Source organism: Pseudomonas sp. BC42 (genome assembly GCF_021560055.1).
Lineage (GTDB): Bacteria > Pseudomonadota > Gammaproteobacteria > Pseudomonadales > Pseudomonadaceae > Aquipseudomonas.
Genome location: NZ_CP091067.1, coordinates 4,755,097 through 4,768,891, shown reverse-complemented (window position 1 = coordinate 4,768,891; position 13,795 = coordinate 4,755,097). Strand labels below are relative to the sequence as shown.

General features: G+C 63.3%; 9 protein-coding genes. 5 read left to right on the top strand and 4 right to left on the bottom strand.

Annotation, left to right across the window (positions count from 1 at the left end):
- Positions 1 to 126 precede the first annotated feature (126 nt).
- The 3 genes from L1O02_RS21370 to L1O02_RS21360 all read left to right on the top strand — a co-directional run bounded on the left by L1O02_RS21370 (position 127) and on the right by L1O02_RS21360 (position 3,011).
- Entirely contained in the window at positions 127 to 891 is a 765-nt protein-coding gene (locus L1O02_RS21370) for a GntR family transcriptional regulator (protein ID WP_011060203.1), read from the top strand.
- Positions 892 to 1,079: 188 nt separating this feature from the next.
- A complete protein-coding gene (locus tag L1O02_RS21365) occupies positions 1,080 to 2,030 on the top strand; it encodes a LysR family transcriptional regulator (protein WP_060838304.1) in 951 nt (316 codons plus the stop codon).
- A gap of 147 nt (positions 2,031 to 2,177) precedes the next feature.
- Positions 2,178 to 3,011, top strand: coding sequence for a hypothetical protein (locus tag L1O02_RS21360; RefSeq protein ID WP_060838305.1), 834 nt, complete (start codon positions 2,178 to 2,180; stop codon positions 3,009 to 3,011).
- An 82-nt stretch (positions 3,012 to 3,093) separates the two neighbouring features.
- Here the strand turns inward: L1O02_RS21360 and guaD are convergent, their stop codons facing one another.
- The 4 genes from guaD to xdhA form a co-directional block, all read right to left on the bottom strand.
- Entirely contained in the window at positions 3,094 to 4,398 is a 1,305-nt protein-coding gene (gene guaD / locus L1O02_RS21355) for a guanine deaminase (RefSeq protein ID WP_060842935.1), read from the bottom strand.
- A gap of 23 nt (positions 4,399 to 4,421) precedes the next feature.
- Positions 4,422 to 5,264 carry a xanthine dehydrogenase accessory protein XdhC gene (gene xdhC / locus L1O02_RS21350; protein ID WP_060838307.1) on the bottom strand — a complete coding sequence of 281 codons (843 nt, stop codon included), beginning with the start codon at positions 5,262 to 5,264 and terminating at the stop codon, positions 4,422 to 4,424.
- 93 nt (positions 5,265 to 5,357) lie between these two features.
- Entirely contained in the window at positions 5,358 to 7,757 is a 2,400-nt protein-coding gene (gene xdhB / locus L1O02_RS21345; RefSeq protein ID WP_235758663.1) for a xanthine dehydrogenase molybdopterin binding subunit, read from the bottom strand.
- Positions 7,750 to 9,204, bottom strand: coding sequence for a xanthine dehydrogenase small subunit (gene xdhA, locus L1O02_RS21340; protein WP_235758661.1), 1,455 nt, complete (start codon positions 9,202 to 9,204; stop codon positions 7,750 to 7,752). Before xdhA ends, xdhB begins: the two co-directional genes overlap by 8 nt.
- Positions 9,205 to 9,470: 266 nt before the next feature.
- On the opposite strand from xdhA, the gene L1O02_RS21335 reads away from it, so the two are divergent.
- Both L1O02_RS21335 and smc read left to right on the top strand, forming a co-directional pair.
- The gene (locus L1O02_RS21335; RefSeq protein ID WP_060838310.1) at positions 9,471 to 10,130 is read left to right on the top strand and encodes a GntR family transcriptional regulator; all 660 of its coding nucleotides are present in this window, start codon (positions 9,471 to 9,473) and stop codon (positions 10,128 to 10,130) included.
- Between the two features lie 2 nt (positions 10,131 to 10,132).
- A complete protein-coding gene (smc, locus tag L1O02_RS21330) occupies positions 10,133 to 13,621 on the top strand; it encodes a chromosome segregation protein SMC (protein WP_060838311.1) in 3,489 nt (1,162 codons plus the stop codon).
- Positions 13,622 to 13,795 lie beyond the last annotated feature (174 nt).

Below are 13,795 nucleotides of genomic sequence, written 5' to 3'. Positions count from 1 at the left end.
TTTTACTAATGATCCCCAGTGGTTGTGTACAATGTGCCCCTGTTTTAACGCGATACTTGCCAGCGACCCACCGTGACGTATTACAGTCACGCCGAAATCGCCGCAGTCCTCCCGACCCGAGTGCCCATGAACGAACAGTTGCAACCTCTCAAGAAACAACCGCGAGCAGGCAAAGCCGGTCGCAGCGGAACCCAGGACGATATTGTCTACGCGCACATCTTTGAGGCCATCCTCGAGCAGCGCCTGGCGCCCGGCACCAAGTTGAGCGAGGAGGCGTTGGGAGAAATATTCGGAGTCAGCCGGACCATCATCCGTCGCGCCCTGTCGCGCCTGGCCCATGAGGGCGTGGTGCTGCTGCGGCCCAATCGTGGGGCGGTGGTTGCCAGCCCGAGTGTCGAGGAAGCCCGTCAGGTATTCCTCGCCCGGCGCCTGGTGGAGCGGGCCATCACCGAGCTGGCGGTGCAGCATGCCACCGCCGAGCAACTGCTGGAGTTGCGGCAGATGGTCAACGAGGAGCGCGACAGCTTTTCCCGGGGTGATCGTGGCGCCGGCATCCGCCTGTCCGGGGAGTTCCACCTGAAGCTGGCCGAGGCGGCGAAGAATGCTCCGCTGATCAGCTTCCAGCGCAGCCTGGTGTCCCAGACCTCGCTGATCATCGCCCAGTATGAAAGTGGCAACCGCTCCCATTGTTCCTACGATGAGCACACTCAACTGATCGACGCCATCGAAGCCCGGGATGGCGAGCTGGCGGTGAACCTGATGATGCATCACATGGATCACATCGACAGCAAGCTCAATCTCGACGAGGAAAGCGCCTCGGACGACCTGCACGCGGTGTTCTCGCACCTGCTGCAGACCAAGAAGCCGGGACGGCCCAGCGCCAAGCTGTAAGCCTGGATCCGCTCTGAAAATCCCCCGCCGCGCGGCTCGCGCAGCGGGGGATTTTTGTTTGGCCTCAGGTTGGCCGGCGCGTCCGGTAGATTGTTTTAACTTTGTGCAAGTATTGTATACAGTGCCTGCTTCAATGCGCATGGCAGGCGAGTCCGTGCGCCTCTGGTCCTGCGCAAGGAGCCTGCGGCATGAGCGGCAGAACGCTACGTATTCATTCCTCCGCCATCCATTACTTCGACATGGTGCGGCGCTGCCATTCGATTCGCGAGGCGGCCCGGCGCCTGAATGTCGCGTCTTCGGCGGTGAACCGGCAGATTCTGAAGATCGAGGACGAAATCGGGGCGCCGCTGTTCGAGCGCTTGCCCGGTGGCCTGCGCCTGACCCTGGCCGGGGAGATCCTCAGTCGCCACGTCAATCTGGTGTTGCAGGACCTGGAGCGGGTGCGCCTGGAGTTCGACGCCCTGCGTGGCTTGCGCAGCGGGCACGTCGAGATCGCCACCGTGGAAGGCGCCACCGTGGACCTGCTGCCCTCGGTGCTCAAGCGCATGCGCGAGCATTATCCGCAGGTGACCATCGGCGTCACGGTCCAGGGGTCGCAATCGATTCCCCTGGCCTTGATCAACAGTCGTGCCGACCTGGGCTTGGCCTTCGCCTTGCCCCGCGCCCCGGAGATTCGCCCGTTGAGTGTCGGGCATTTTCGCCTGGGGGCCCTGGTCAGTCCCGACCATCCCCTGGCCGAGCGGGGCAGCGTCAACTTCGCCACCTGTGCCGAGCACGGCCTGATCCTGGCCAAGAGCGAGCTGTCGATCCATCACCTGCTGGCGCCGTTGCACAAGCGCCTGGGGCTGCTGGACAAGCCGCCGTTGCAGAGCAACTCCATGGAACTGGCGCGGCAGATGGCCCGGCACAACATGGGCGTGGCGTTCCAGACCCGGGTCGGGGTGGAGGCCGATCTGAGCAAGGGCGAACTGGTGCACATCCCCCTGAGTGATCAGGGCGGGATCTACAGCGACCTGGGACTCTACGCCCGCAGCGGGCGCGAACTGCCCAGCGCGGTGGAGGCGCTGGCCCATCTGCTCAGCGAAGAGATCGCCATTCGTGAACGGGCCGAGCGGGTCTTTGGCCAGCCGGTGCTCTGAGTCCATGGTTACAGGCGCTGTTGCCGTTTTGGCAGCGCCCTGGTCGATATTCTGTTCTTTGGGCCCTATGGCGCTTGTGCCGATACTGCGTGCGGTCGGCAGCCAGCGAAGCTGCCTAACGCCACACCGCCACAGGACATAATAAAAATGAAAAAGGCATTACAAGGCGCAACCCTGCTGATGACGTTGATCGGAGCAGGGGAAGCGGCCGCCCTGGAGTGGATGAACAACAGCGTCGGCTTTCGGTACGGCAAGGAGTTCACCAATCCGAACAACCCGCACTACATCAGCAAGCGCATCTACAGCTTCACCCACGCCAGCGGCTACCAGTACGGCAGCAACTACCTGCACCTGGACGTGCTGCTTTCCGATAGCGACGATCCGCGCAAGGGCACCGACAAGGGCAGCAGCGAAGTCTACGGTGTCTACCGTCACCAGCTCTTTGCCTCCCGGGTCCTGGATACGCCTCTGGGCACCGGCCTGATCAAGGACTACGCGCTGACCCTGGGGTTTGACGCCAGCCGCAACAACAACCTGGGATCGGCGAAGAAGCGCGCCCTGGTCTTCGGTCCGACCCTCAAGTTCAACACCGTCGGCGTCCTTGACCTGAGCTTGCTGTACTACAAGGAAAACAACCATTCGGGGATCCCCGGGGCCAAGGATCCGGACCACACCTTCGATGACACCTACCTGCTCAACCTGGCCTGGATGCGACCTTTCGAAGTCGGCAGCCACGCGGCCAAGTTCCAGGGTTTCATCAACTACACCGGGGAAAAGGGCCACGACTACAACTACCGCGACACTGCTCCGGAAACCCTGCTGCGCAGTTCGCTGATGGTGGCCGTGCTGCCGGGCAAGAACGTCAAGCCCAACCTGTACCTGGGGGTTGGCTACGAGTACTGGCATAACAAGTTCGGGGTGGACGGCGGACGTGGCACGCGGACCTCGGCGCCCACCCTGAACCTGGAAGTGACCTTCTAGGTTCCGTGCAACCCGCTTCAGGGTGCAGACAAAAAATCCCCCGTGCGACGCTGTCGAACGGGGGATTTTCGTTTTCGCAAGGTTAGCGCTGGTGCACCTGCCGGCCAGCGGCGTAGGTCTGCAGCACGGTGCGATCATCCCCCAGGGTCATCAGCACGAACAGGGTTTCGGCGATGCTCTTGGCTTGCTTCAGGCGGTAGCTGAGCAGCGGTGTGGCGTGGTAATCGAGGACCACGAAGTCAGCGTCGGTGCCCGGGTGCAGGGTGCCGATCTTGTCCTCCAGGCGCAGGGCCCGGGCGCCGCCCAGGGTTGCCAGGTACAGCGACTTGAACGGGCTCAGGCGCGCGCCTTGCAGTTGCATGACCTTGTAGGCCTCGTTGAGGGTCTGCAGCAGCGAGAAGCTGGTGCCGCCACCGACGTCGGTGCCCAGGCCGACGTTGAGCTTGTGCTTTTCCGCCATCGGCAGGTTGAACAGGCCGCTGCCGAGGAAGAAGTTCGAGGTCGGGCAGAAGGCCACGGCCGAGCCGGTCTGCGCCAGGCGAGCGCATTCCTCGTCGCACAGGTGCACGCCGTGGGCGAACACCGAACGCTCACCCAGCAACTGGTAGTGGTCGTAGACGTCGAGGTAGCCCTTGCGCTCCGGGAACAGTGCCTTGACCCATTCGATTTCCTGCAGGTTTTCACTGATGTGGGTCTGCATGTAGAGGTCGGGGTACTCGGTCAGCAACTGGCCGGCCAGGGTCAGTTGCTCCGGGGTACTGGTCGGCGCGAAGCGTGGAGTGACGGCGTAGTGCAGGCGGCCCTTGCCGTGCCAGCGCTCGATCAGCGCCTTGCTTTCCTGGTAGCCGGATTCGGCGGTGTCGGTCAGGTAGTCCGGGGCGTTGCGGTCCATCATCACTTTGCCGGCGATCATCCGCAGGTCGAGTTTCTCGGCGGCTTCGAAGAACGCGTTGACCGACTGCGGGTGCACGCTGCCGAACACCAGGGCGGTGGTGGTGCCGTTGCGCAGCAGTTCCTTGATGAAGATGTCCGCCACTTCATCGGCGTGGGCCTGGTCGGCGAACTGGCTTTCGCAGGGGAAGGTGTAGGTGTTCAGCCAGTCCAGCAGTTGCTCGCCGTAGGCACCGACCATGCCGGTCTGGGGCAGGTGGATATGGGTGTCGATGAAGCCGGGGGTGATCAGGGCATCCGGATAGTGCTCGACCTGCACCTGGGCGGGCAGGTTGGCCAGCAGTTCGCTGGCGTGGCCGAGGGCGCTGATCCGGCCGTCCTCGACCACCAGCAGGCCGTCTTCGAAATACTCGTAGGAGGCTTCGATGCCGACTTCGGCCGGGTCGGCGATGCTGTGCAGGATGGCGGCTCGGTAGGCTTTGCGAGTTAAAGGCATGGGGATTCTCGGTGTGTGGCGTTTCAGTTCGAAGCCTGACTGCGGCGCGAAGCCGGCAGCAGTTTGGCAATGGGTTCGGCGCTGGCGCTGGGCTGGCCGAAATGGGCGTTATAGGTGGCGATGATCTCACCGGCGATGGAGATGGCGATTTCCACAGGCAACTTGCCTTTGACTTCGCCCAGGCCCATCGGGCAGCGCATGCGTTGCAGGGTGGCGGCGTCGAAACCGCGGTCGCGCAGGCGATGCTCGAACTTGACCCGTTTGGTCTTCGAGCCGATCAGGCCGAAATAGGCAAAGTCGTTGCGCTTGAGCAGGGCGGCGGTCAGCTCCAGGTCCAGTTGGTGATTATGGGTCATGACGATGCAGTAGCTGCCAGGAGGCAGGTTGTCGATTTCTTCCACCGGCTCTTCGCTGACGATCTTGTGCACGCCCGGGGGAATCTGTTCCGGGAACTCCTGTTCCCGGGAATCGATCCAGCGCACCCGGCAGGGCAGGCTCGCCAGTAGCGGCACCAGGGCGCGGCCGACGTGTCCGGCGCCGAATACGGCGATCTGCGCCTGTACCTGGCCCATGGGCTCGAACAGCAGCACCGTGGCACCGCCGCAGCATTGGCCAAGGCTGGCGCCAAGGCTGAAGCGCTCCAGGTGGGTGGCCTGCTTGCCGGCGGCGAGCATCTCCCGGGCGATCTGCATGGCCTTGTATTCCAGGTGGCCGCCGCCGATGGTGTCGAACGCCCGAGTGGCGCTGACGACCATCTTCGAGCCGGCGTTACGCGGCGTCGAACCGAGTTCTTCGATGATGGTCACCAGCACGCAGGGCTCTCCCTGGGTCTGCAGGTCGGCGAGGGCGCTGATCCAGTTGTACATGTTCACCTCGACATCTTGGTGGTCTGTCCGAGTCTTTTGCCGGCAGGCCCGCTCCCACGGCTGTTGCAGGAGCGGGCCGGCCCGCGGCGGCCATTACAGCGGTGCCAGCTCGACGTGCTGATCCGTGCCCCTGCTCACCTGCAAGCGGCGCATCTGCTCGCAGCCCCACAACACCCGCTCGGGAGTCGCCGGTGCATCGATCTGGGGCTGGTGACGGTAGTCGCCGAGGCTGGCCACCGCGTCCTTGATCGCGCACCAGGCGGCGATACCGAGCATGAACGGCGGTTCGCCCACGGCCTTGGAGTGGAACACCGTGTCTTCCGGGTTCTTGCGGTTTTCCACCAGCTTGACCCGCAGGTCCGCAGGCATGTCCGCCACCGCCGGGATCTTGTAGCTGGCCGGGCCGCAGGTCATCAGCTTGCCCTTGGCGTTCCACACCAGCTCCTCGGTGGTCAGCCAGCCCATGCCCTGGATGTAGCCGCCCTCGACCTGGCCGATGTCGATGGCCGGGTTCAGCGAGGCGCCGACGTCATGCAGGATGTCGGTGCGCAGCATCTTGTACTCGCCGGTCAGGGTATCGACGATCACTTCGGCACAGGCGGCGCCGAAGGCGTAGTAGTAGAACGGCCGGCCCCGGGCCTGGGCGCGGTCGTAGTAGATCTTCGGGGTCTTGTAGAAGCCGGTGCTGGACAGCGACACCTGGGCGAAATAGGCCTGCTGGATCAGTTCCTCGAAGGTCAGGATTTGCTCGCGAACCCGCACGTGGCCGTTGTGGAACTCCACGTCTTCCTCGCTGACCTGATACTTGCGCGCGGCGAATTCCACCAGGCGGTTCTTGATGGTCTGCGCGGCATTCTGCGCGGCCTTGCCGTTGAGGTCGGCGCCACTGGACGCGGCGGTGGGCGAGGTGTTGGGCACCTTGTCGGTGTTGGTGGCGGTGATCTGTACCCGCCCGATGTCCACCTGGAACACCTCGGCCACCACTTGCGCCACCTTGGTGTTCAGGCCCTGGCCCATTTCCGTGCCGCCGTGGTTCAGGTGGATGCTGCCGTCGGTGTAGACGTGGATCAGCGCTCCGGCCTGGTTGAGGAAGCTGGCGGTGAAGGAGATGCCGAACTTCACCGGGGTCAGCGCCAGGCCCTTTTTCAGGACCGGGCTATTGGCGTTGTACAGGCGGATGGCTTCGCGGCGTTCCGCGTACTGGCTGCTGGCTTCCAGTTCTGCGGTCATTTCCTCGAGCATGTTGTGCTCGACGGTCTGGTAGTAGTGGGTGACGTTGCGTTCGGTCTTGCCGTAGTAGTTGGCCTTGCGCACCGCCAGCGGGTCCAGGTGCAGGTGGCGGGCGATGGCGTCCATCACTTCCTCGATGGCGACCATGCCTTGCGGGCCGCCGAAGCCGCGGTAGGCGGTGTTTGACGCGGTGTTGGTCTTGCAGCGATGGCCGTTGATGGTGGCGTCGCCCAGGTAGTAGGCGTTGTCGGCGTGAAACATCGCCCGGTCGACGATGGACGCCGAGAGGTCCGGCGAGCAGCCGCAGTTGCCGGCCAGTTCCAGCTGGATGCCGTGCAGGCGCCCGTGGCTGTCGAAGCCCACGTCGTATTCGATGTAGAAGGGGTGGCGCTTGCCGGTCATCAGCATGTCTTCGACCCGCGGCAGGCGCATCTTGGTCGGCTGGCCGGTGAGGCGGGCGATCACTGCGCACAGGCAGGCGGGGCTGGCGGCCTGGGTTTCCTTGCCACCGAAACCGCCGCCCATGCGACGCATGTCGACCACGATCTTGTTCATCGACACGTCGAGCACTTCCGCCACCAGCTTCTGTACTTCGGTGGGGTTCTGGGTCGAGCAGTAGACGATCATGCCGCCGTCCTCGGTGGGCATTACCGAGGAAATCTGGGTTTCCAGGTAGAAATGCTCCTGGCCGCCGATATGCAGGGTGCCCTGGATACGGTGTTCGGCGCTGGCCAGGGCGCCGGCCGAGTCGCCGCGCTGATGGGTGTGGCTGTCCAGCACGAAGTGGCGCTTGCGCAGGGCTTCCACCACATCCAGTACCGGCTCCAGGTCCTCGTACTCGATGATCGCGGCCATGGCCGCCTTGCGCGCGGTTTCCAGGTCACGGGCGGCAACCGCCAGCACCGGCTGACCGACGAACTGCACGGTATCGATGGCCAGCAGCGGGTCGCCGGGCAGCAGCGGGCCGATGTCCTTGAGGCCGGGAATGTCTTCGTGGGTTATGGCGATGCGCACGCCCTCGAAGGCGTAGCAGGGGCCGGTGTCGATGCTGATGACCTTGGCGTGAGCCCGGTCAGACAGCCGCGCGTAGACGTGCAACTGATTGGGGAATTCCAGGCGGTCATCGATGTACACGGCCTCACCGGACACGTGCTTGTCGGCACTGTCGTGCTTGACGCTGCGGCCGACGCCGGTGCTCAGGTCCTGTTGAAACAGGGCGGTCAGTTCGGCTTGAGTCTTCTCGACCTTGTGATGATTAGACATGAGCGGTCACCCGGGTTTCGATGTGCGGTGTTTGCAGTTCGATGAAGTATTTGCGCAGCAGGTTCTGTGCGCTCAACAGGCGGTATTCCTTGCTTGCTCGAAAGTCCGAAAGCGGTGTGAAATCCTGCGCCAGCGCGGCACAGGCGCGTTCGACCGTGGTCTGGTTCCAGGGCGCGCCCAGCAGCGCCGCTTCACAGCTACGGGCGCGCTTGGGAATGGCCGCCATGCCGCCGAAGGCGATGCGCGCATCGCTGACCACGCCGTTGTCGATGCGCAGGTTGAAGGCGGCGCAGACCGCGGAAATATCATCGTCCAGGCGCTTGGACACCTTGTAGGCGCGGAACAGTCGCTCGGCGCTGGCCCGGGGCACGATGATCTTCTCGATGAATTCGCTTTCCTGGCGGGCGGTGACCCGGTAGTCGATGAAATAGTCTTCCAGGGCCAGGGTGCGCCGCACTTCGCCCTTGCACAGAACGATCTGCGCGCCGAGGGCAATCAGCAGCGGCGGCGAGTCGCCGATGGGCGAGGCGTTGCCGATGTTGCCGCCCAGGGTGCCCTGGTTGCGGATCTGCAGCGAGGCGAAGCGTTGCAGCAATTCGCCGAAGTCCGGGTATTCGGCACACAAGGCGTCGTAGCAGTCGGTGAGGGCGGTGGCGGCGCCGATTTCCAGACGATCGTCGAAGCGTTCGATGCGCTTCATCTCGGCAATGTTGCCGACGTAGATCATCACCGGCAGGGTGCGGTGGAACTGGGTCACTTCCAGGGCCAGGTCGGTGCCGCCGGCCAGCAACCGCGCTTGTGGATAGGCGTCGTAGAGGTCGGCCAGGTCGGCTACGGTCAACGGCACCAGGCAGCGCTTGTCGCCGCTGTTGAGCTCGCCGGTGTCCTTGGGGGCGATGGCCTTGAGGCGGCTGATGGTCTCGGCCTGGCGCGCGTCGAACTGGTCGCTCTGCCCGCCGCAGCAGGCCTGCTCGGCGGCAGCGAGGATCGGCCGGTAGCCGGTGCAGCGGCACAGGTTGCCGGCCAGGGCTTCATGGGCCTTGTGGGTGTCGGGCTGGCTGCTGTTTTTTTGCAGGGCGAACAGCGACATGACGAAGCCCGGGGTGCAGAAGCCGCATTGCGAGCCGTGGCAGTCGACCATGGCCTGCTGCACGCTGTGCAGTTGCCCCTGGTGCTTGAGGCCCTCGACGCTGATCAGTTGCTTGCCGTGCAGGGAGGAGACGAAGGTCAGGCACGAGTTGAGGCTGCGATAGCGGATGCTTTCGCGGCCTTGCGCATCCGTCTGCAACTCGCCCACCACCACGGTGCAGGCGCCGCAGTCGCCGCTGGCGCAGCCTTCCTTGGTGCCGGATTTGCCCAGGTGCTCGCGCAGGTAGTTGAGCACGGTGAGGTTCGGGTCCAGGGCGTGCTCGCTACGGAGTTCCTGGTTGAATAAAAACTGGATCACGGAAGGCCTCGCAGACTCTTTATTGTTGTTAAGCGAACTGAGCCGAATTTAGTCATGTCTGACTTTTCGGTCAACGACTTTCTGACTTTCAGGTCAGGAATTTTCCATGCTCAACATTCCAAGTATGAACGGCATTCGAGAAACCCCTTGATTGGCATCCTTCTGCTTGTTTCATGCCAAATTCCCCTGTCGAGGCACTCCGCGATGATGTAGCAATTGCGCTACACTTCGCCGCTTGTGCCGTTTAAAGATTTTGAAGGAAAACCATGACGTTCAAGGCGCCGGACAGCCTCGCCGAGCAGATTGCTCACCACCTCGCCGAACGTATCATTCGCGGGGATCTCAAGCCTGGGGAGCGTATCCAGGAACAGAAGGTCACCTTGGCCCTCAATGTCAGCCGTGGTTCGGTCCGCGAGGCCTTGCTGATTCTTGAGCGTCGCCATCTGATCGCCATCCTGCCGCGTCGCGGCGCGCATGTGACCGAGCTCACCGAGCACAAGGTCCGCAGCCTGTGCACCCTGATGAGCGAGCTGTACATCCTGCTGGGCAATTCCGTGGCCAGCGGCTGGGTGCAGCAGAGCGACATGGCGCCGTTCCTGCAGATCCAGCAGCGTCTGGAGAGTGCCTACGAGCGCCAGGACATCCGCGCCTTCGTCGAAGACAGCTTCAGCGTGATGCGGGCGGCCTATCCCTTTGCCAACAACCCGTACCTGCAGGAAACCGTCGAGAACCTGCAGCCGGCGATGAGCCGGGCCTATTACCTGGCACTGGAGCAGCGCAAGGCTTCGATGAGCGAGTACCTGGCGCTGTTCGAACAGTTGCTGGCTGCGGTACTGGCTCGTGATCTGCCGGAGATCCGCCAGGTGTTGACGGCCTACGCCCAGCGCAGCAGCGATCTGGTGGTGTCTGCGTTGGCGGATGCGTAAACGTGCGACTCAAGTGCATCAAGCTGGCGGGATTCAAGTCCTTCGTCGATCCGACCACGGTGAACTTCCCCAGTAACATGGCGGCGGTGGTCGGGCCCAATGGCTGCGGCAAGTCGAACATCATCGACGCCGTGCGCTGGGTGATGGGCGAGAGTTCGGCGAAGAACCTGCGCGGCGAGTCGATGACCGACGTCATCTTCAACGGCTCCACCAGCCGCAAGCCGGTGAGCCAGGCCAGCATCGAACTGGTGTTCGACAACTCCGACGGCACCCTGGTGGGGGAGTACGCGGCCTATGCGGAAATCTCCATCCGCCGCAAGGTGACCCGCGACAGCCAGAACAGCTATTTCCTCAACGGCGCCAAGTGCCGCCGTCGGGACATCACCGATATCTTCCTTGGCACCGGCCTGGGGCCGCGCAGCTACTCGATCATCGAGCAGGGCATGATCTCCAAGCTGATCGAGGCCAAGCCCGAGGACCTGCGCAACTTCATCGAAGAAGCCGCAGGTATCTCCAAGTACAAGGAGCGTCGGCGCGAAACGGAAAACCGCATCCGCCGCACCCACGAGAACCTCGCCCGTCTGACCGACCTGCGCGAAGAGCTGGAGCGCCAGCTCGAACGCTTGCATCGCCAGGCCCAGGCCGCCGAGAAGTATCAGGAATACAAGGCCGAGGAGCGTCAGCTCAAGGCGCAGCTGTCGGCCCTGCGCTGGCAGGCATTGAATGAGCAGGTGGGCCAGCGTGAGTCAGTGATCGGCAGCCAGGAAGTCAGCTTCGAGGCGCTGGTGGCCGAGCAGCGCAACGCCGATGCCGCCATTGAGCGCTTTCGCGATGGGCATCACGAACTGTCCGAACGCTTCAATCTGGTGCAGGGGCGCTTCTATTCGGTGGGCGGCGATATCGCCCGGGTCGAGCAAAGCATCCAGCATGGGCAGCAGCGTCTGCGGCAGTTGCAGGACGACCTCAAGGAGGCCGAGCGCGCGCGCCTGGAGACCGAGTCCCACCTGGGCCACGACCGCACCTTGCTGGCGACCCTGGGGGAAGAGCTGGCCATGCTCGAACCCGAGCAGGAAGTCACCGCCGCCGCGGCCGAGGAAGCGGCCGCGACCCTCGAAGAAGCCGAAACCACCATGCACGGCTGGCAGGAGCAGTGGGACGCCTTCAACCTGAGTTCCGCCGAGCCGCGACGCCAGGCCGAAGTGCAGCAGTCGCGCATCCAGCAGCTCGAAGGCAGCATGGAACGCCTGTCCGAGCGTCAGCGGCGTCTGGCCGAGGAGCGCGAGCTGCTCTCGGCGGACCCGGAAGATGCGGCGATTCTCGAACTCAACGAGCAACTGGCCGCCAGCGAAGCGACCCTGGAAGACCTGCAGGCCAGCGAAGAGTCACAGGTCGAGCGCCTGGAACAGCTGCGTCAGCAATTGCAGCAGGCCACCCAGGCTCAGCAGCAGGCCCAGGGTGAACTGCAGCGGCTCAATGGTCGCCTGGCTTCCCTGGAGGCCTTGCAGCAAGCGGCACTCGACCCGGGCACCGGTACCGCGCAATGGTTGCGCGAGCAGCAGTTGGCCGAGCGTCCGCGCCTGGCCGATGGCATGCACGTGGAGCCGGGTTGGGAGCTGGCGGTGGAAACCGTGCTAGGCGCCGATCTGCAAGCGGTGTTGGTGGACGATTTTTCCGGCATCGATCTGGCCGGTTTTCAGCAGGGCGATCTGCGTCTGCTGAGCCTGCAAGGGGATGTTTCGCGCATGCCTGGCAGCCTGCTGGACAAGGTTGAATCCCAGGTCGATCTGGCGCCCTGGCTGGGCCAGGTCAAGCCGGTGGACAGCCTGGAACAGGCCCTGGCCTTGCGTGGGCAACTGAGTGCCGGACAGAGTCTGATCAGCCGTGATGGCTACTGGGTTGGCCGGCATTTTTTGCGGGTGCGTCGCGCCAGCGAAGCGGAAAGTGGCGTGTTGGCGCGGGGCCAGGAAATCCAGCAACTGACTCTGGAGCGCGATGAGCGCGAAGCCAGTGTCGAGGCCCTGGAAAGCCAGTTGCTCAACCTGCGGGCCCAGCAGCGTCAGCAGGAGAACGGTCGTGAACATCTGCGCCGCCTGTTGCAGGACGAAGCCCGCCAGCAGGGTGAACTGAAAGCCAAGCTGTCCGCCGGCAAAGCCAAGGCCGAACAACTGAACCTGCGGCGCACCCGTCTTGATGAAGAACTGGTCGAGCTGGGTGAGCAGCGTGAGCTGGAGCACGAACAGGTCGGCGAGGCGCGCCTGCAGTTGCAGGAAGCCCTCGACAGCATGGCCCTGGATACCGAGCAGCGTGAGCTGCTGCTGGCCCAGCGCGACAGCCTGCGCGAGCGCCTTGATCGGGTGCGCCAGGAGGCGCGCCAGCACAAGGATCACGCTCATCAACTGGCAGTCCGCATGGGCTCCCTCAAGGCCCAGCACGATTCCACTCGTCAGGCCCTGGAGCGCCTGGAGTTGCAATCCGAGCGCCTGACCGAAAAGCGCGAGCAGCTCAGCCTCAATCTGGAGGAGGGGGAGGCGCCTCTGGAGGAGTTGCGTCTCAAGCTCGAAGAGCTGCTGGAAAAGCGCATGACCGTGGATGTCGAACTCAAGACTGCGCAGATCGCCCTGGAAGATGCCGACCGCGAGCTGCGTGACGCCGAGAAGCGCCGCAACCAGGCCGAGCAGCAATCGCAGCTGATTCGCGGCCAGCTGGAACAACAGCGCATGGAGTGGCAAGCCCTGACCGTGCGCCGCAAGACCTTGCAGGAGCAGCTACTGGCTGATGGCTATGACCTCGACGGCGTGCTGGCGACCCTGACCGCAGAAGCCAGCGAACAGGCCGCCGAAGAGGAACTGGAGCGTATTGCCGCGCGGATCCAGCGCCTGGGCGCGATCAACCTCGCGGCCATCGACGAATACCAGCAGCAGTCCGAGCGCAAGCGCTATCTGGATGCCCAGGATGCTGACCTGGTGGAGGCCCTGGAAACCCTGGAAAACGTGATCCGCAAGATCGACAAGGAAACCCGTAATCGCTTCAAAGATACCTTTGATCAGATCAACGGCGGTCTGCAGGCACTCTTTCCAAAAGTTTTCGGTGGTGGCAGCGCTTATTTGGAACTGACGGGCGAAGATCTACTCGATACAGGGGTAACGATCATGGCTCGTCCTCCGGGGAAGAAGAACAGCACCATTCATTTGCTCTCGGGTGGCGAAAAGGCATTGACTGCATTGGCCCTGGTATTTGCCATCTTCAAGTTGAATCCGGCGCCGTTCTGCATGCTCGACGAAGTTGACGCCCCGCTGGATGACGCTAACGTTGGACGCTACGCAAGATTGGTTAAAGAAATGTCGCAGACAGTGCAGTTCATCTATATCACCCACAACAAGATCGCTATGGAAATGGCTGATCAGTTAATGGGTGTGACGATGCACGAACCCGGATGTTCGCGCCTGGTAGCCGTGGATGTCGAGGAGGCGATGGCGATGGTGGACGCTTGAGTCCGTGCGACTGAGGCGCTAGTTGGGGGCAAGTCGGGGAATTTTCCCTTTTGCCAACCTGACCAGCCGGCATATTGGCCGTAACCGTTGCGACAGACGGTGTAAAGTTGCCTTTGGTCGTGCTAGTTTAATGTCAATTTTTCCTATGCGTGGGCAAAACGCCATTCAGAACAT